Source organism: Halorubrum tebenquichense DSM 14210, assembly GCF_000337415.1.
GTDB classification, from domain to species: domain Archaea; phylum Halobacteriota; class Halobacteria; order Halobacteriales; family Haloferacaceae; genus Halorubrum; species Halorubrum tebenquichense.
Map to the genome: position 1 here is coordinate 67,115 of NZ_AOJD01000053.1, position 16,945 is coordinate 84,059.

Below are 16,945 nucleotides of genomic sequence, written 5' to 3' on the forward strand. Positions count from 1 at the left end.
GGTTTCAGGCCGTCTGCGGCCGCTCTTCCAGGGGTACCTCGGAGCACTCGACCTCGAACCTCGCGCCGTCCTCGTCGCTCTCGGAGACCGCGATCCGCCACCCGTGCGCCCTGACGATGTCCCTGACGATCGCGAGCCCGAACCCGGTCCCCTCCCGGTTGGTCGTGTACCCCTGTTCGAGCACCCGATCGCGTTTGTCCTCGGGGATCCCCTCGCCGGTGTCTTCGACGTAGAAACCGAACGTCTCGGACAGCGATCCGACCCGAACGGTCAGACCCGTCGTCTCGTTGTGTTCGGCGCTGTTCCGGTACAGGTTCTCGAAGACGTTGAGCAGTCGGTCCCTGTCAGCGTCGAGAGCGAGCGACGTGTCGACGACGAGGTCGGCCTCGGCGGTGTCGACGTTCTGCCACGCGGTGTGGGCGATGTCCTCGAGCCGGACTTCCGTGGCTTCGGAGATCACCTCGCCCGACCGAGCGAGCGTGAGGGCGTCGCTGATGATCGCCTCCATCCGTTCGAGCTGACGCTGAACCGTCTCGATCGAGTCGCCCTGTTCGCTTCGGGCGTCCGTGTCGAGCATGTCTACGTGACCTGTCGCGACGTTCAGTGGGTTTCGGAGGTCGTGCGAGACGATGCTGGCGAACTGGTCGAGGCGCTCGTTCTGCCGTTCGAGCTTCCGCTTCTGCCGCTCCTTTTCGGTGACGTCGCGAGAGTTCAGCACGATACCCTCCACGAACTGGTCAGCCAGGAGGTTCCGCGCCCGCACTTCGAGGACCCGCCATTCCCCGTCGGCGTGGCGGAACCTGACCCTGTAGGAGCTTGTGTATCCATATTCGGTGCCGTGGGCGGAGAGCTCGGCGCTGAGTTCGTCTCGGTCGTTGGGGTGAACGTTCTCGATGACGTTCGCACCGATCAACGCCGTCGGCACGTAGCCGAGAATCTCTTCCACCGACTGGCTGACGTGCGTGATGTCCCCGTCCTCGTCGATCACCGCGATGACGTCCGAAGACCGTTCGATGAGCCGTTCGAACCGCTTTTCGGTGATGTGTCGCTCCGTGACGTCGCGGTAGATCAACAGCGACCCGATCGCCGTTCCGGTCCGGTCGGTCAACGGCGTTCGGTTGATATCGAAGAACCGCAGCGACCCGTCGCGCTCGACGGTCACGTCCGAGTCGCCGGTGCGCTCGTCGAACGAGTCATACAGCGGTACGACCTCGGCCGCCGGCCGCCCGACTGGCTCACCGGCCCCCTCCTCGAGCAGCTCCACACCGGCCACGTTCACGTCGACGACGCGGTCGTCGGTGTCGACGACGTACACCGGGTCGACCATCTCGTCGACGAGAGTATGCCTCGCGACGGGGGCCAGATCGAGGAAGCCGAACCTGAAGAGCGCGACGGCGAACACGACGCCGGTGGCCGTGTTGGCGAACGCGGTCGGGTCGAAGGCCGCCGACAGGTCGCCGCTGTACAGGAGGAGGAAACTACCGATGACCGGGATGATTCCGCCCGAGAGCATCAACAGAACCTGAGTACGGTATCGGCCGCCGCGCCTGACCCCGAAGACGAGCAGCAACGAGTACGTGGTGAGTAACAGGGCGTAGGTGTACGCCAGCGTCAGCCAAAACAGCGGCCCGTTCGCCCGGTCGACCGCGGCCAGCGGGGCGCTGCTGCTAAACCCTTGGACGGTCCACAGAAGGTCGTGTACCGGTGCGGTCACGATGAGCGCGAAGGTGGCGACCGGCCACGCGAGCAGGTGCCCAGTAGCGGCGAGTGAGAACTGACTCCCGACCGGTGTATATCAGTCCGAAGCGGAGTTGGGTCGGCCCGAGTCCGAGGATCCCGGCGAATTTGACGACTGTCCCGACCTGATACAGCGAGAGCGTGGTGCTCCCGGCGCGGATTCCGGTGCCCAGCGAGTAGAGAGACACGCAGATCATCACCAGCGAGAACGCGACTGCGCCGCGCACCTCTCTGCGTCGAACCGCGACAGCGGCAATCCCGAGGTTCAACCCGGAGATCCCGAACAGCGCCCAGGTGATCATACCGGGTGAAAATCCCATACGACGACAAATTCGTACGCGACAAATAAACCCACGGACATTTTCTCAGGTGTGGTAATAAGACTCGATCTGATTCGCCATTGGTGGTCCGACGAGTCAGAGGCAATCGAATTCAGGCGCTTTGTAGATGATTTAGAGTATTTTAGACAGACAACAATTCCCAAAATTCGATTCTTGTGACGCGAGAACCGGCGGGAAATTTCGAGTCAGTTTGACTGAGCAGCTGTCGAGAGCGGGTGTAGAGCGGGCCGGGACAGTGCGTGGGGGTGACGAACGAGCGCGTCATCGATCCGAGGCGGGCGGGCAGGCCGCAACCAACGACGGCGACTCACACCCGCCGGTAGTCACCGAGTCGCGTCCCGTCCAGCAGGTACGCGTCGCCGGCGGGCAGCGCGTCGGGGAGGAACGGCGCGAGGAACGACTGCCCCTCGACGTTGACCCACGTGCCGCCGGAGCGCTCGTTGAACGCGGGGAAGATGACGAGTTCCGGCGGGTCCTCGACCGCCGCCGCGTCCGGGTCGGCGTCGTCGACGAACGCCGCCGAATCGACCGGTCCCCGGAGCCACGCGCGCTCGACTCGGGAGCCGCCGACCGCGTCCTCCAGCCGGACCTGCGGGTGTTCGTGGCCCATACAGACCACGTCCGCGTCGAGCAGGGCGGGGTCGGGCCACGTGTGACCGTGGACGACGCCGACGGTTCCCCCGCGCTCGTCGGGGGCCTCCGCTCCGAGCAGTCCGCCGGCGGGGTCGACCGCGTCGAGGTCGTCCGCGAACGCCTCGGCGACGCCCGCGTCGTGGTTCCCCTCGACGAGCGTCATCGGCACGCGGTCGGTGACGGCGCGGACCAGCGTCTCCAGTTCCTCCCGCTCGTCGCCGTCGGGCGCGCCGATCCGGTGCGCGAGGTCGCCGAGGACGACGAGCCGGTCGGCGTCGGTCTCGGCGAGCAAGCCGACGAGCCGCTCGCGGCGCGCGTCGGCCCGGGAGTCCAGTTCGACGCCGCGCTCGTAGCGCAGGCCGACCTCGATGCCGGCGTGGACGTCGGCGACGAGCAGCGCGCGCTCGGTCCCGAGGTCGGCCACGGCCGCCGGCTCGCCGACGACAGGCTCGACGGCGGGCGACGCGGCGGAGGCCATCAGATCGGCTTCAGCAGGCCGTCGCCCGGCTCGTAACACTGCCCGCTCATCAGCGCGTCCTGGATGGCCTCCTCGACCGCGCCGGGGTCGACGCCGTGGTCGTCGGCGACGCGCTCGACGACCGCCTCGCGGGGCGCGCCGTCGCCGTCGTCGAGGTCGTCCATCGCCGCGACCGCCGCGGCTTCGAGGTCGACCTCGGCGTCCTCGTCGTCGGTGTCGGCTCCCCCGTCGGCGTCGGTCGTCGCGCCGTCGTCGGTCGTCGGTTCGGCGGCGTCGCTCCCGTCGTCCCCGGTGACGGCCGCGTCGTCCGCGGTCGTTCCGCCCCCGTCGACCGGCTCCTCGGTGAGATCCTCCGGATCGGGCACGTCGATGTCGGCCTCGCCCGGCTCGCCGACCTCGGTCCCGGTCGAGAAGTCCGTGCCGAACTCGGACTCGATCTCCTCGCGCTCCTCGTCGTCGAGCTGGTACATGTCGTCGGCGTCCGCGTCGGGATCGAGGTCCGAGGTCGCGTCCGCGCCGTCGTCCGCGGTGGCGTCCGCGTCGCTCTCCGCGGCCATCCCGTCGTCGCCGCCGGCGTCGAAGTCGCCGAGTCCGCCGTCGTCGGTCGCGGTGTCGGCCGCGTCGGTCGTATCGGCTGCGCCGGCCGTCGGGTCCGAATCCGCCGTCGACTCGTCGAGCGACTCGTCGGCCGAGCCCTCGGCGTTCGCGATCGGTTTAGAACCCGTCGTCGATTCGGAATCCGCAGTCAGTTCCGCCTCCGCGGTCGGGTCCGGCTCGGCTTCCGCGGTCGGGTCCGGTTCCGTCGATTCCGCCTCCGCGGTCGACCCGATTTCGGACGACTCCGACGCGTCGGCGGTCGGTTCGGTACTGCTCTCGTCAGAATCGAGTTCCGAGTCGGCCGCGGCGGAACCGGCCTCCGAGTCGGCCGCGCCGACGGTCGACTCCGCCTCGGAGGCGGAGTCCCCGTCGACGGTTCCGTCGCCGGCCGCCGTCGCCGGCGGTTCTGCGATCGTCACGTCCGTCTCGGGGAGGGGGCCGAGATCGGCGTCGCCGCCCTCCTCGGGGAGCAGTTCGAGGGCGCGGACCTCCTCGCGGTCGCCCGCGATCAGTTCGAGGGCGTCGACCGCGAGCCGTCGGACCGCCTCGGCGTAGGCCGCGGTCGTCCCGTAGTGGTCGAGCGCCTTCGGGATCCCGGCCGCCAGCGGGGCCGGCGCGCCGCCGGCCTCCAGCGCCGCGCGGAGGTCGTCGCCGCGCAGGCCGGAGTCGAGCGCCTTCGCGAACACCGCGAGGCGGTCGAGCGTCGCCTCCGCCGCGGAGACGACCCACCGGTCGCGCGTGTCGGCGTCGACCTCGTTGAGGCTCTCCGGGCGGACGGAGGTGAACACGCGGTCCGAGTCCTCCGGTTCGAAGGTACGCGCCTTGCCCGTGAGCGCGACGAACGCCGGCGGCTCGGCGCGTTCGAGGAAGGTCTGCGCCTCCGGCTGGTACTGGCCGGCGTAGGTGACGAACGCGCCGGAGGGGTCGACGACCCGGCCGCGCCGCGTCTCGTCGTTCACGCGTTCGACCTCGGTGAGCACGCCCGCGACGAACAGCCGGTTCACGCGGGCTCCCGTGGGGGTGACCACGTAGTTCGGGGCGCGCTCCTCGTCGCTCTCGGAGTACGACAGCGAGGCGTCGTCGAACTCGGCGGCGAACACGCGGTAGGCGACCTCCCGCGCGCCCGGCCCGTCGTCGCTCATTCGCCCACCTCCACGAGCGCGGCGCGGGCGGCGTCGGCCGGGTCGTCGTCCGCGAGCGCGAACTCGTCCGCGTCGAGGTTCGCGCCGTAGTCGTCGACCGAGAGGTTGCCGCGGACGCGGTAGGCGCGGCCGACGAGTGTCTCCGCGATGTCGTCGGCGACCACCTCCTTGTCCATCGCGTCCTTCGCGGCGGCGAGGGCGTCGTCGAGGCCGCCCCCGTACACCTCGGCGGTGAGTTCGTCGTCCAGGACGACGGTGACGGTGTCGGTGCCGTCGTCGAGGATGGCCTTCACGCGCAGGTCGTCCTCGCCGTCAACGTCGCCGTGGCTCCGGCACTGGCCGTTCTGGACGACCCGGCCGCACTCGGGGCAGCGCTCGATGAGCCCGGAGCCGTCCCGGACCTCCAAGACGTTGCCGACGACCTCGACGTCGAACATCCCGCCGGAGCCGACCGCGTCGGCGACCGAGAGCCGCGGGGCGTCGTCCGCGACCTCGACCGGGTCCGGGAGCGGCGTCACCGTCGAGAACTCGGTGAGGTTGAGCGAGGGGACGCCGCGGAACTCCCGGACGTACACGTCCTCGATCCGGAGGTCCGCGCCCGGCTCCAGCTCCGGGCGCGGCTGCCAGTCGGTGAAGGGGAGCTTCGCGGTCTCGTCGCCGACGACCCCTTCGAGGATCTCCGTCTCGCCGTCGCGCCCGGAGATGGTCTTCTCGTCGACCTCCAGCACGCGGACCTCGACGTTGCGCCCGCGGTCGCCCGCGGCGATGTCGACGAGGCTGCGGTCGCCGCCGACCTCGTGGTCGACCGCGACCGCCTCGTCGGCGATGGCGACGGTGGTCGAGTCGTTGAGGTTGAGCTCCGGGTTCCCCTCCCACTCGCGGACGCCGGCGTTCCCGATCGTCAGCGAGTCGCCCGGCTCGAACCCGAAGTCCTGCCACGCGGTGTAGGAGATGACGCCCGTCCCGTCGGCGACCTCCCCCTCGCGGATCGTGAGGTCGTCGCCCTGGTACCGGATCGTCCGCGTCCCCTGGGTGAGGACGCGGACGGTGACCGTCACGCCGTCGTGGTCCGTCGTGATCTCGCCCACGTCGACGGCGTCGGGCGTCGGCGACGACCCGCCGCCACCGCCGCCGTGCTTTCGCCGGACGCTCTGTTTCGCCTCGTCGATCGGGACGCTGTACTCCAACAGGTTCTCCAGGTCGGCTTTGACCTCCTCTTTGTCGACGCCGAGGTCGGAGGCGAGCTCCTCGGCATGGCTGTTGACGTCCATCGAAGCGAGGTTCGGCGCGGCCGCACAAAAGGATTCACCACCCGCGGGCCCGCGGCGCGCGTGCTCGGTCGTGAGGCCACCGCGTCGCGTTCGGTCGAGCCGTCGGCTCGCTCGTCGGCACAGCTAAATCCCTCCCGTTCGCACGGGGCCACATGGACGACACCGACATCGAGGTCGACGCGCGCCTCACGGGGGACCGCACCGTCATCGACGTGACGGGGACGCGGGACGTCGCCGTGGTCGTGCGGTCCGCCGGCGGGGAGCGGATCTACCTCCCGCCGGAGGGGTTCGACGACCCGGTCTCCGGGTCGCCGTACACCTCGCCGTATCAGGGACACGGGACCGGCGGCGAGGAGAGCCCCTACGGCGGCGGGAGCGGGAGCACGCGCGGCGTGATCGAGACCGCCGACGGCTTCCGGGTCACCCACCCGGAACCCGTGACCGAGTTCGACGTGTACCGGGGCGCGGAGAGCTGATCGGCGGGTGCCGCGGAAGGGATCGAGAGGGCAAAGAGAGTCGGATCAGGCGACGTCTTCGTACACGGCGAGCGTGTCCTCGGCGACCGCCGACCACTCGCGGCGCTCGTAGGCGGGCGGCTCCTCGCGGTCGAGCGCCTCGATCATCCCGTCGACGATCGACTCCGAGTCCGTCTCGACCTCGACGAGGCAGTCGTCGGGCAGCACCTCGGCGACGCCCGAGCGGGTCGCGACGACCTGCGTCCCCGCCTCCAGCGCCTCGGTGACGGTGATGCCGAACGGCTCCGCGTACGACGGCGAGACGAACGCGTCCGACGCGGCGTAGTAGTCCCCCAGTTCGGCCTCGGGGACGTAGCCGACGAACTCGACGCGGTCCTCGATGCCGATCAGCTCGACGAACCGCTTCAGCTGCTCGGTCTGGTGGCCCGACCCCCCGACGACGAGCGTCGCGTCGCGGCCCCGGAGCTTCTTCATCGCGTACAGCAGGTGGGAGATGCCCTTCTGGTCGGTGTGGCGGCCGACGAAGAACAGCATCTCGCCGTCGATCCCGAGGTCAGAACGGACGTCCTTCCCGGAGAACTGTGGGGTCGAGAAGCCGTTGTACACGACCCGCGAGTCCGCGTCGTACAGTTCCTGAATGTCCTCGCGGACGATCTCGCTGACCGCGATGTTCGTGTCGGCGGCGTTCGCGAGCCGGCGCTCGGTCTCGACCTCGCGGCTCGGCGGGTCGATGTTGCGGTCGCTCGCCAGCGAGTGGAACGACGAGACCCAGGTGGCGTCCGACTCGCGGGCGGCGGCGCGGCCGGGACCGTAGCCGAACCAGTCGTGCGTGTGGATCACGTCGCGGTCGGACGCGAGCTCGGCGAACCGGTCGGAGAGCTGTCCCACGCGCGCGGCCACGTCGCCCTCGCCGGTCTCGACCGGTTCGAGCCCCGGCTCGTCGTCTGGCGCGAACTCCGCGGGCAACACCAGCGTGACGTCGACGCCGAGGTCGTCGCGCAGCCCGGTGAACAGTTCTCCGACGTGGACGTCGAGTCCGCCGGTGATGTTCGGCGGGAACCCCCATCCCAGCATGAGTACGCTCGGCGGCATGTCCCCCCGTTTCGGGAGTCGGCACTTAGGTATGCCCCTCACGGGGGCGACCGCGGGCCGAACGAGCGGCCGCTGGGAGCGAGAGAGTGATGTCGACAGTTCGGCGTGAGAAAACGGAGGAGTTCAGGCCGCGCGGACCGCGTCGCGGAGCGCGTCCGTGCGTTCCGTGATCGACTCGGCGGCGTCCGCGAGCACGTCGAGCGGGTCGCCCTCCTCGGCCTTGACGGTGAGGACCGGCTCCGTCTGGCCGCCGGACTGCTCGGGGTTCACGTCGTAGGTCGCGGCCGCGACGTCCTCGGACTCCAGCAGCGCGCCCTTCAGCACGTTCATGAACGTGTGGTCCTCGCCCGCGATCTCGATGTCGAGCTCCGTGTCGGTCTTTTCGATGACCCGCAGTTCCATAGTCGTGAGGTCGGGCGAGCGGCGTTTCAAGCTTTCGTCTCCCGGAGTATCGGCGGATGCGGACGCGTCGCACGCGACCCGGAAGCACTTACCGCGTCCCGCCGGAGGCGACGCACGACCGCCGAGATCCGTCACCTCTCAGGCGACGACGACGGGGCGCTCCGCCGGTACGCGGCCGACTGTGGCTGCCGTTCTACCGCGAGCTCGCGGCGACCGTCGACGGGTTCGCGCTGGCGGACTGGTCGGAGGTTCGGTTCGTCGAGCGCAACGCGGCGTTCACGCGCGAGCGCCTCGCGGAGTCGGGGAGTCGGGTGGGTCGTCGCGGCGGCCCCGGAGCGCGCCGCGGTCGACCCCGCGACCGCCGACGTGACCGACCCGACCCTCGTCCTCGTCGGGCACGTGCTGACGGACGTCGACGAGTGTCCCGGTCCCTTCGACCGGCCCGATCGGCTCGTAGTCGGCGAGATTTACGTGACGGAGCCGTACCGCGGGACGGATCTCGCCGAGCGGCTCGTCGAGCGCGCGGCCGCCGACGCCCGCGACCACGGGTGCGGCGAACTGCGGCTCAACGTCGACGTCGACAGCGACCGCGCCCGCTACGAGGCGGTCGGCTTCGAAGGGCACCGCGAGCGGCTGACGAGGCCCGTCGACGACCCGTAGCGGTGCGGCTGGCTCGGCGGGTTCGAGCCGCGCCGGAACGACGCTGTCGCTCTCGGATCGATAAACGGAGAAAGTCTGGTCGCGGATCGCGACGCGGTTACTCGTCGACGGCCACTTCGTCGGCGTCGACGTCGACCGAGGCCTCCTCTTCGGCGGCGACCTCGCGCGGGCGCGCTTCGAGGGTCAGCTTCTGGACCTCGACGCGGCGCAGCGGGTAGATCTCCTTGGCGTCGCCGTAGATGGCCGACGAGAGGTTCCCGTCGACGATCGCGTCGAGGAACGCCTCGAAGGTGCGCTCCTCGGCGGCGGCGTGGACCTTGTCGATCATCACGCGGCGGATCGCCTTCTCCTGCGAGCGGTCGGCCTTCTTCGTCGTCAGCGCGACGGGCTGGACGCGGATGCGGTAGTCGTCCGTCGTCAGCACCGTGATCGACGCTTCGACCTTCGAGGCACCGCGGCGGACGAGCGAGCGCAGGTAGTCCCGCGTCAGCTCGTACTTGATGAACTCGGTGTACGCCGAGTCGCTGCCCACGTCGGTGATCTTGAACGTCAGCTTCGTGTTGTTCGCGTTGGAGTCGCCCGTCAGCTGATCGAGCGTCGTCGTGATCGTGCGCCCGACGACCTGCTGGGGCTCCTCGGCGAGGGTCTCGCCGAGCTCCTGCCGGTCGAACTGTTCGGGCGCTAGCACGGTGTACCAGCGCTTCTGTTCTCTGCTCTTGGATACGGATCGTTCGCTCATGTGTCGGTTGGTGTGTCGGTGTCGGTCGTCTGCGGTTCGTCTGCGGAGTCGGAGTGCGGTTCCGTTGCGGCGTCGGCGGTCGATTCCGTCGCGGCGTCGGTCCGAGACGCGTCCGTCCCGGCGTGCGCCCGACCGCGTTCGATGACGCGGTCGGCGACGCGCAGGTTCACGAGGTGGTCGTCCAGCGTCGACTGGAGTCCCCCCGTGGTCGGTCGCGCGACGGTACAGGCGACGACGTCACCGTCGACGCGCGTGCGCATCGAGTCGGTCTCGTCCGGCCCGAGCGCGGCCGCGACCGTCGCGGCGTCGGCGTGCGTCGTCCGGACCGTCGCGGTCCGGTCGGCGTCGCCGCCGGCCGGTGTGTCGTCGTCCGACGTGGAGGCGTCCTCGACCATCTCAGATCGCCTCCCTGAGCGCGGCCAGCGCCGCGGTGAGTTCGTCCCCGTCCGAGTCGTCGACGGCGATCCCGCCGCGCGCGGCGGTCCCCCAGCCGTCGCCGCCGACCTCGCCGGCGGCGGTCCGGCAGGCGTCGCCGAGCCCGATCGGGTCGGCGGCCGCGTCGCCCGCCGCGCGCGCGCCGCCGGTCCCGGTGACCGCGAGCCGGGCCGCGGTCTCGTCGACCGCGACCGCGACCGGCTCCGGCGACCGGAAGTCCCGGACGAGCCGGGCGACCGTCGGCAGGATCGAGGGGGCGGCGTCGACCGCGGCGGCGTCGACGCGGGCGACGACGCAGCCGTCGTACCGGCCGACCGTCGCCGCGTCGAGCGCGCGGTGGACCGCCAGTCCGTGGCGGGACCACGCGTCGAGCGCGGCCGCCCGGAGCGACTCGTCCGGGTCGCTCGCGATCGCCAGCGCGATCCCGGTCCCGGGTGCCTCCCGGGCGAGCGCGTCGAGCACGTCGGCGTAGCCGCCGACCGTCTCGAACGGCCCGTCCGTGGCGTACGGGCGGAGCGCGCGCTCGACCGACGAGGCCGCGCGGTCGCTCGCGCCGTCGCCGTCGACGGCGTCGACCGCGACCAGCGACGCGAAGCGCCGGCGGTCGTCGGCGTCGGGGTCGGCCGGCAGCCCGAGGGGGGCGAGCGCGTCTCGCGTCGCCTCCGGGTCGCCGGAGTAGCGGGTCACCGGGAGCGTCGAGGCCGCGAGGGCCTCGGCCCGCGAGGGCGCGTCCGCGTCGCCGTCGTCGGCCGCGTCGTCCGCCTCCGCGACCGGGAGTGCGACGCCGGGCCGCCGCTCGACGCGGCCGGCCCGCTCCGCCGCGTCGAGCGCGTCGCCGGAGCCGTCGGCACCGGGGATCGACCCCGCCGCGACGACGCCGGCCAGCGCGACCACGGGATCGGGTTCGACGCCGAGCGCGCGGGCGACCGCGAAGGCCGCCGTGCTGGCCGGTCGCCCGGTCCCCGGCACCGCGTGCGGTCCGCGGTCGACCCCGACGGTCACCGCGACGCCGTCGTCGACGTCGTCGGGGACCGGGTCCGGGTCGACCCGCGCCTGGAACGGCGTGCCCGTCGCTCGCAGCGCTCGCGCGAGCAGCCCCGCGGCTGCCAGCGCGTCGCCGTCGTCGGTCGCGACGAGCCGGACGAACGGCGCGTCTGCGAGGACGCCGGCGAGCGCGTCGGGGACGGGCGTGGCGGAGGTCGCTTCGGTCATGTGATGTGGTGGTCGGACGCGGTGTGGGTGGTCGGACGTGTCGGTCGTGGGTGCCGCTGCCGCGTTACGGCCGCGTCACTCCTCGAGGTACTCGACCGCGTTCTCGTAGGTGTACGTGAACTCCTCGTCGATCTCGTCGCCGCGGTAGTAGTCCGCGAGGCGACGGATCTTCGACTCCGTGTTCTGGAGCGCGCGCTTGTTCTGGTGGTCCTGCCCGTTCTCCTCCATGTGCTCGCGCAGGCGGATCGCCTGCGACATGAGGTTGCGGAGGTCCTCGGGGATGTCGGCGTCGGCGTCGTGCTCGTCGAGGATCTCGGTGACCTTCTTGCCGGTCGCCAGCTTCACGTCGGGGACCGGGACGCCCTTGACGCCCTCGTCGCGCAGCTTGAGGCCGATGACGCTGGGGTCGTGGCCCTGCTCCGCCAGTTCGACGACGCGGGACTCGATGTCCTCGGCGTCGACGTCGCTCCACTCCGGGGTCTCGTCCGTCGCCGGTTTGTCCGAACCGGACGAACCGCGACGGCGCGTGTGCATTCGTGCCATTGGCTGTGAGTTGGAACGGCACAACCGCAACGTGACCGCGACTCCGCGCGGCGTGGCTACGGATCGCTCGCGGACCGAGCGGTCCGACCGGCCGGCCCGCGCGAGCGGACCGCCCGACCGCGACGCCGGAGGCGTCGGCGCACTGCTACATTCCCAAGCCGCGGGCGAACAGGCCCCCGGCACGTCGGATCTGCAGCTGTGCTGTTCCCGTTCGGGACCTCGCCGTCGGGGTTCTTAAGCGTGTTCTTGTGGGGACGAGCGCCGTGCGTCCGCCCCCTCGGTCCGTCGCCGATGCTTCGCGCCGAGCGCCCGTGGTCAACCCCCGGTCGCCGACACCCCGTCGCCGGCCTCCGGTCGCCGACTTCGTTCCGCGCCACCCCGTGGCGGAGGGGAGGATTTAGGTGGGTGGTCGGTTTTCGCAGGTGTGTGACCCACGAATGACTGACACGAGAGAGGCGGCCCCGCCCGCGGCGGACGGCGGGGAGCCGCCGGACGGCAGCGAGTTCGGCGTCGGCGACGAGAGCGGCGACGGCCCGCGGATCGAGTTCCGCGGCGGCAAGTGGGCGAGCACGGTCCCGCTCGTCTTCTTCATCGTCTGGGCGATCTTCCAGAGCGGCGTCCTCGGGATCGGCGACACGAACGGACTGGTCGTCGGCGCGCTGATCGGGACGACGCTCGGGATGTTCCTCGTCCGCGGCGACTGGAAGGCGTACGCGGACACGATCTTCGAGGGGATGACCCAGCGTGTGGCCGCGACCGCGATCGTCGCGTGGCTGTGGGCCGGAATGTTCGCCGAGACGCTCCAGGTCGGCGGCTTCGTCGAGGGTCTTATTTTCGCGGCCGACGCCCTGAACGTCGGCGCGGCGACGTTCCCGGCGGCCGCGTTCGTCCTCTGCGGCCTGCTCGCGACCGGGATCGGCACGGGGTACGGCGCGACCGTCGCGTTCGTGACCCTCTTTTTCCCGGCCGGCGTCCTCGTCGGCGCGAACCCGGTGCTGCTGTTCGCGGCGATCCTCTCCGGGGCCGTCTTCGGCGACAACCTCGCGCCCGTCAGCGACACGACGATCGTGAGCGCGGTGACCCAGGACGCCGACATCGGCGGCGTCGTCGCGTCGCGGTTCAAGTACGCGATCGCGGCCGCGATCCCGGCGTTCGCCGCGTACCTGATCGCGGGGTCGGTCATGTCCGGCGTGAGCCTGGAGGGCTCGGCCGCGCTCCGCGAGTCCGCGAACGCGCTCGGACTCGTTCACCTGCTCTCGATGGGCGTCGTCATCCTGACCGCGGTCGCCGGCCGTCACATCGTCGAGGCGATCTCGTGGGGGCTGATCGTCGCCGTCGTCTTCAACCTCCTCTTCGGCCTGTCGAGCGCGAGCGACATCGTCGCCTTCACCGTCACCGAGAGCGGCGCGTTCACTGGCCTCCCGGTCGTCACGGTCGGCGAGGCCGCCGGCGTCGGCGGGAGCCTCTACTCGGGCGCGGTCGGATTCTTCCCGCTGATCGTCCTCACGCTGCTCATCGTCGCGATGGCGCAGGTCATGATCCGCGGCGGCGGCTTCGAGGCGATCCAGGAGTTCCTGTTGAACCGCGTCGCCACGACGGTCCGGCGGGCGGAGTTGACCATGGTCCTCGGCACCGCGACGATCAACGGGATGATCACGATCAACACCGCCGCGGAGATCGCGATCGCCCCGTACATCGCCCGCATCGGCGAGAAGTTCAACATCAACGGCTACCGGCGCGCGAACATCTTGGACGCGAACACCTCCGCGCTCGGCTACATCTTCCCGTGGGCGGGCGGCGTCCTCGTCGGCTATCAGGTGATGGTCGGCCCGGACGGGCTCGGCGCTGAGTACGGGACCGACGCGATGGTCGTCAACCCCATCGAGGTCGTCCCCTACGTGTTCCACGGCTGGTTCCTCGTGGGCATCTTCGTCCTCGCCGCGATCACCGGCTTCGGGCGGGAGTACATCCCCGACCGCGCCTCCGAGGAGGTGTCGCGCGCATGAGCGTCTTCGACAAGTTCCTCGCCGGCTTCTCCTTCCGGGGGTCGACGCCGGACTACGCGCCCGGCGACGCCCTCGAAGTGATGGTGACCGACGTGGAGGACGACGGCGGCGTGGGCGACGGGACGGCGATCGCTCGCATCGGCGACTCGACGCTCCGGATCGAGGGCGCGCCCGCGGACGCGGTGAACACGCGGGTCGTCGTTGACGTGGACTCGTGGGACGAGACGGAACATCGCGGGGTGGGGACGTACCGCGAGACGGTGGGCGAGAGCGCGTTCTGATCGGTTCGCGGATCTTCGTTTTTTCGAGTTCGTCGGATCAGTCGGTCGCTACGACGAGGTTACTACTGCGGACACGACCACCGAAGCCCCAGCCGCGAGGCGGGCAGACGCTCGCTGTGCTCCTCGTCGCTCACTGCGTTCGCTCCTGCGGTGCTTACTTCGCCTCTGCCCGCCTCGCGGCTGCCCCTTCGAGTCCCGCCCCGCACAGCACCGCACCTCACGCCTCCCCAGCCTCGTCGCTCGCTTCGGGCTCCCTGCGGTCGCCCGATCGCTCGCGACTCCCTCGCGCGTGCTCCTCGCGGCCGCCTTCGGCGGCACGCTCGCAGGCACGCGCCACCGCATATGGGGTCGAGTCGCGTCGCGCTCTGAGTCGCGTCGGATCGGACCAGTTCGGCCGGTATCGGCGCGAACCGCGGCGGACCGGGGCGCTTTTGAGGACCACGCGCGAAGCGGAGAGCGTGCTATCGGTCGAGCTACACGCGCACTCCGCGCTGTCGTACGACGGGCGCGACCCGGTCGACCTCCTGTTGGAGCAGGCGGCCGGGGTCGGGCTCGACGCGCTCGCCGTCACCGACCACGACGAGATCGACGCCAGCATCGAGGCGGCCGAGAAGGCCCCCGACTACGGGCTGGTCGGCATCGTCGGCATGGAGGTGACCTCGGCGGTCGGCCACGTCCTCGCGTTCGGCATCGAGGAGGGGATCGAGAGCGGGCTCCCCTTCGACGAGACGCTCGACCGGATCCGCGACCAGGGCGGGATCGCGGTCGTCCCCCACCCGTTCCAGAAGTCCCGCCACGGCGTCGCCGCGCACGTCAGCGACGAGCAGCTCGCCAGCGCCGACGCCGTCGAGGTGTACAACTCCCGGCTGTTCACCGGCCGCTCGAACCGACAGGCCGAGAAGTTCGCCGTCCGCAACGGCCTCCCGATGACCGCCGGCAGCGACGCGCACATCTCGGAGATGGTCGGGCAGGCCGTGACCGAGGTGGGGGCCGACGAGCGCTCCGCGGCGGCGATCCTCGACGGCATCGCGGCGGGCCGGACCAGCGTCGTCGGCAAACGCACCCCGTGGCGGGTGTCGCTCAAGCAGTTCGGCGGGGGCGCGAAGCGCCGCGCGCTCCGCGCGCTCGACTCCTTACGGTGACCCCGATGTCGCCCGCTGGGTCACCCGACGACGGCTCGGATATCCGAGGAGCCTCGGCCGACCGCGTCCGCGCCGCGCTCCGCGACGGCGACCCCCTCCCCGGCGGGCGCGGCTTCGCCGGACTGCTCGCGGACCCGCCGACCCGAGAGGGCTCCGGCGGCCAGGGGCCGGTTCTCGTCCGCGACGTCCTCGGCCGACAGCCGCTGTTCGTCGAACGCGACGCGCTCGGCCCCGAGACCGACCGAGGCCCGACCGCGCCCGGCGCGTGGGACGTCGACCGGAACGCGCTCGACGACCCGAAGCCGGTTCCGGCCGGCGGCGTGGTGTCGGCCGCCGGAATCGACCGCGTCTGGCGGCTCCCGGAGCCGGACGCGACCGCGGACCGTGAGGCCGCGCTGTCGGCCGTCGACGACGCGGTGAGCGCCGCGCTCGACGACCTCGCGGTGTCAGCCCGGTCCGAGAGCGCACCCGGGACCGGCGTGAGGAGCGAGGGCGACGGAGGCGGCGGGAGCGATCCGGGCGACCTCGCGGTCGCCTTCTCCGGCGGCGTCGACTCCGGAATCGTCGCGGCCGCCGTCCCCGAGGCCCCCTGCTACGTCACCGGTTTCGAGGGGTGTCACGACGTCGCGGCGGCGCGCGATGCGGCGGGCGCGATGGACCGCGACCTGCGGGTCGTCGAGGTGACCCACGACGACCTGAAACGGGCCGTCCGCGCGGTCGCGGCCGCGACCGGTCGCCGGAACCCGATGGACGTCGCCATCGCGGTGCCGCTGTACCTGACCGCCGAGGCGGCCGCCGCGGACGGCTTCGACCGCCTCGCGGTCGGGCAGGGGGCCGACGAGCTGTTCGGCGGCTACAGCAAGGTGGTCGACCCCGCCGAGGACACCCGGGTCGACGCCGACAGCGTTCGCGGGGCGCGGACCGAGACCGTCCGCACGCTGCCCGACCAACTTGAGCGGGACGTCCTCTCGCTGCGGGCCGCCGGGGTCGAGCCGGTGACGCCGCTGCTCGACGACCGCGTCGTCGCGGCCGCGCTGGCGCTCCCCGACGACCTGCTCGTCGACGGGGACGAGCGGAAGGTCGCGCTCCGCCGCGTCGCGACCGGGCGGGTCCCGGCGTCGGTCGCCGCCGCGGACAAGAAGGCGGTCCAGTACGGGACGTACGTCTCCCGCGAACTGGATCGGCTCGCGCGGCGGGCGGGCTACAAGCGGCGGATGGACGACCACGTCGGGCAGTACGTCGAGGCGCTGTGCGCCGAGGAAAAACCGGCCCGCGAGGGCCGGAACTGACCAAGTCGCCGCGCGGAGTACCAGTCCTGCGGCCGACGCCCGATCGTCCGGGCGTCTACGTAGGGATCGACAGGACGGATATAAAATCCGAGCAGTAGCGACAAATATGACACTCTTTCGGCCGAGATAGAAACGATCGTCCGCAGACGAGAGCGATTACTGCCGAATCTCCGCATCGAGCGCGCACTTTGCCGAGGAAACTCCACGTCCATCCGGGCGAAACCGGTCGATCGCGGCGTTCGGGACGGGACGACCGCCTCAGCGGACCAGATACGGCTCGTCGCCGGCGATGAAACGACCGAGGTCGCTCTCGCGGCGGAAGTCGGTCGACCGGAGCTCCCCCAGCGCGGCGACGAGCCGGTCGGCGTCGCCGTCGGTCCAGTCGGTGGGGTTTTTAACCGGCACGACGAGCCAGCCCGCGCCGAGCAGCTCCTCGCCGTGGAGCGCGTCCATGTCGATCTCGGTCTTC

15 protein-coding genes and 3 pseudogenes are annotated in these 16,945 nt (G+C 71.2%); 6 read left to right on the top strand and 12 right to left on the bottom strand.

Annotated features, from left to right (window positions below):
• Nucleotides 1-4: 4 nt before the first annotated feature.
• From C472_RS10280 to C472_RS10295, 5 genes and pseudogenes are all read right to left on the bottom strand, one after another.
• Nucleotides 5-1,327, bottom strand: a complete 1,323-nt coding sequence (locus C472_RS10280; RefSeq protein ID WP_394295123.1) for a PAS domain S-box protein — start codon at nucleotides 1,325-1,327, stop codon at nucleotides 5-7.
• Between the two features lie 87 nt (nucleotides 1,328-1,414).
• A pseudogene (locus C472_RS18135) lies at nucleotides 1,415-2,057 on the bottom strand (histidine kinase N-terminal 7TM domain-containing protein); the annotation flags it as partial.
• 328 nt (nucleotides 2,058-2,385) lie between these two features.
• Nucleotides 2,386-3,189, bottom strand: coding sequence for a metallophosphoesterase (locus C472_RS10285; protein WP_006629767.1), 804 nt, complete (start codon nucleotides 3,187-3,189; stop codon nucleotides 2,386-2,388).
• Complete coding sequence (locus C472_RS10290) at nucleotides 3,189-4,928, bottom strand: hypothetical protein (RefSeq protein ID WP_006629768.1); 1,740 nt, start codon at nucleotides 4,926-4,928, stop codon at nucleotides 3,189-3,191. Before C472_RS10290 ends, C472_RS10285 begins: the two co-directional genes overlap by 1 nt.
• On the bottom strand, nucleotides 4,925-6,199 hold the full coding sequence (locus tag C472_RS10295) for a Single-stranded DNA binding protein (RefSeq protein WP_006629769.1): 1,275 nt from the start codon (nucleotides 6,197-6,199) through the stop codon (nucleotides 4,925-4,927). Before C472_RS10295 ends, C472_RS10290 begins: the two co-directional genes overlap by 4 nt.
• A 152-nt stretch (nucleotides 6,200-6,351) precedes the next feature.
• On the opposite strand from C472_RS10295, the gene C472_RS10300 reads away from it, so the two are divergent.
• Nucleotides 6,352-6,675 (top strand): DUF7510 family protein, encoded by a 324-nt coding sequence (locus C472_RS10300; RefSeq protein ID WP_006629770.1) that lies wholly within the window; start codon nucleotides 6,352-6,354, stop codon nucleotides 6,673-6,675.
• Between the two features lie 45 nt (nucleotides 6,676-6,720).
• Here C472_RS10300 and C472_RS10305 read toward each other — a convergent pair whose 3' ends face one another.
• Both C472_RS10305 and C472_RS10310 read right to left on the bottom strand, forming a co-directional pair.
• Nucleotides 6,721-7,749, bottom strand: coding sequence for a glycosyltransferase family 4 protein (locus C472_RS10305; RefSeq protein ID WP_049906521.1), 1,029 nt, complete (start codon nucleotides 7,747-7,749; stop codon nucleotides 6,721-6,723).
• A gap of 141 nt (nucleotides 7,750-7,890) precedes the next feature.
• On the bottom strand, nucleotides 7,891-8,169 hold the full coding sequence (locus C472_RS10310) for a DNA-directed RNA polymerase subunit L (protein ID WP_006629772.1): 279 nt from the start codon (nucleotides 8,167-8,169) through the stop codon (nucleotides 7,891-7,893).
• 126 nt (nucleotides 8,170-8,295) lie between these two features.
• Between C472_RS10310 and C472_RS10315 the strand changes: the two are divergent.
• Nucleotides 8,296-8,829, top strand: a pseudogene (locus tag C472_RS10315) (GNAT family N-acetyltransferase).
• A 97-nt stretch (nucleotides 8,830-8,926) separates the two neighbouring features.
• Here the strand turns inward: C472_RS10315 and C472_RS10320 are convergent.
• The 4 genes from C472_RS10320 to C472_RS10335 all read right to left on the bottom strand — a co-directional run bounded on the left by C472_RS10320 (nucleotide 8,927) and on the right by C472_RS10335 (nucleotide 11,758).
• On the bottom strand, nucleotides 8,927-9,568 hold the full coding sequence (locus C472_RS10320; protein WP_006629774.1) for a 30S ribosomal protein S3ae: 642 nt from the start codon (nucleotides 9,566-9,568) through the stop codon (nucleotides 8,927-8,929).
• Nucleotides 9,565-9,963, bottom strand: coding sequence for a KEOPS complex subunit Pcc1 (locus C472_RS10325; protein WP_006629775.1), 399 nt, complete (start codon nucleotides 9,961-9,963; stop codon nucleotides 9,565-9,567). Before C472_RS10325 ends, C472_RS10320 begins: the two co-directional genes overlap by 4 nt.
• Before the next feature lies 1 nt (nucleotide 9,964).
• Nucleotides 9,965-11,215, bottom strand: a complete 1,251-nt coding sequence (locus C472_RS10330; RefSeq protein ID WP_006629776.1) for a hypothetical protein — start codon at nucleotides 11,213-11,215, stop codon at nucleotides 9,965-9,967.
• A gap of 75 nt (nucleotides 11,216-11,290) precedes the next feature.
• Entirely contained in the window at nucleotides 11,291-11,758 is a 468-nt protein-coding gene (locus C472_RS10335; RefSeq protein WP_006629777.1) for a 30S ribosomal protein S15, read from the bottom strand.
• Between the two features lie 437 nt (nucleotides 11,759-12,195).
• On the opposite strand from C472_RS10335, the gene C472_RS10340 reads away from it, so the two are divergent.
• The 4 genes from C472_RS10340 (at nucleotide 12,196) to C472_RS10355 (ending at nucleotide 16,476) form a co-directional block, all read left to right on the top strand.
• Nucleotides 12,196-13,764, top strand: a complete 1,569-nt coding sequence (locus C472_RS10340; protein WP_006629778.1) for a Na+/H+ antiporter NhaC family protein — start codon at nucleotides 12,196-12,198, stop codon at nucleotides 13,762-13,764.
• Nucleotides 13,761-14,045, top strand: coding sequence for a DUF7513 family protein (locus tag C472_RS10345; protein WP_006629779.1), 285 nt, complete (start codon nucleotides 13,761-13,763; stop codon nucleotides 14,043-14,045). Before C472_RS10340 ends, C472_RS10345 begins: the two co-directional genes overlap by 4 nt.
• A gap of 458 nt (nucleotides 14,046-14,503) precedes the next feature.
• A complete protein-coding gene (locus tag C472_RS10350) occupies nucleotides 14,504-15,187 on the top strand; it encodes a PHP domain-containing protein (RefSeq protein ID WP_006629780.1) in 684 nt (227 codons plus the stop codon).
• A gap of 5 nt (nucleotides 15,188-15,192) precedes the next feature.
• The gene (locus C472_RS10355) at nucleotides 15,193-16,476 is read left to right on the top strand and encodes an asparagine synthase C-terminal domain-containing protein (RefSeq protein ID WP_006629781.1); all 1,284 of its coding nucleotides are present in this window, start codon (nucleotides 15,193-15,195) and stop codon (nucleotides 16,474-16,476) included.
• 258 nt (nucleotides 16,477-16,734) lie between these two features.
• On the opposite strand, the pseudogene C472_RS10360 reads toward C472_RS10355, so the two are convergent.
• Nucleotides 16,735-16,945: pseudogene (locus tag C472_RS10360) on the bottom strand (uracil-DNA glycosylase); the annotation flags it as partial.

Excerpts from the sequence above, each read along its gene's own strand:
- C472_RS10280 (WP_394295123.1), bottom strand. The coding sequence starts at position 1,327 with ATGGTCGACCCGGTGTACGTCGTCGACACCGACGACCGCGTCGTCGAC.
- C472_RS10285 (WP_006629767.1), bottom strand. The coding sequence starts at position 3,189 with ATGGCCTCCGCCGCGTCGCCCGCCGTCGAGCCTGTCGTCGGCGAGCCG.
- C472_RS10290 (WP_006629768.1), bottom strand. The coding sequence starts at position 4,928 with ATGAGCGACGACGGGCCGGGCGCGCGGGAGGTCGCCTACCGCGTGTTC.
- C472_RS10295 (WP_006629769.1), bottom strand. The coding sequence starts at position 6,199 with ATGGACGTCAACAGCCATGCCGAGGAGCTCGCCTCCGACCTCGGCGTC.
- C472_RS10300 (WP_006629770.1), top strand. The coding sequence starts at position 6,352 with ATGGACGACACCGACATCGAGGTCGACGCGCGCCTCACGGGGGACCGC.
- C472_RS10305 (WP_049906521.1), bottom strand. The coding sequence starts at position 7,749 with ATGCTGGGATGGGGGTTCCCGCCGAACATCACCGGCGGACTCGACGTC.
- C472_RS10310 (WP_006629772.1), bottom strand. The coding sequence starts at position 8,169 with ATGGAACTGCGGGTCATCGAAAAGACCGACACGGAGCTCGACATCGAG.
- C472_RS10320 (WP_006629774.1), bottom strand. The coding sequence starts at position 9,568 with ATGAGCGAACGATCCGTATCCAAGAGCAGAGAACAGAAGCGCTGGTAC.
- C472_RS10325 (WP_006629775.1), bottom strand. The coding sequence starts at position 9,963 with ATGGTCGAGGACGCCTCCACGTCGGACGACGACACACCGGCCGGCGGC.
- C472_RS10330 (WP_006629776.1), bottom strand. The coding sequence starts at position 11,215 with ATGACCGAAGCGACCTCCGCCACGCCCGTCCCCGACGCGCTCGCCGGC.
- C472_RS10335 (WP_006629777.1), bottom strand. The coding sequence starts at position 11,758 with ATGGCACGAATGCACACGCGCCGTCGCGGTTCGTCCGGTTCGGACAAA.
- C472_RS10340 (WP_006629778.1), top strand. The coding sequence starts at position 12,196 with ATGACTGACACGAGAGAGGCGGCCCCGCCCGCGGCGGACGGCGGGGAG.
- C472_RS10345 (WP_006629779.1), top strand. The coding sequence starts at position 13,761 with ATGAGCGTCTTCGACAAGTTCCTCGCCGGCTTCTCCTTCCGGGGGTCG.
- C472_RS10355 (WP_006629781.1), top strand. The coding sequence starts at position 15,193 with ATGTCGCCCGCTGGGTCACCCGACGACGGCTCGGATATCCGAGGAGCC.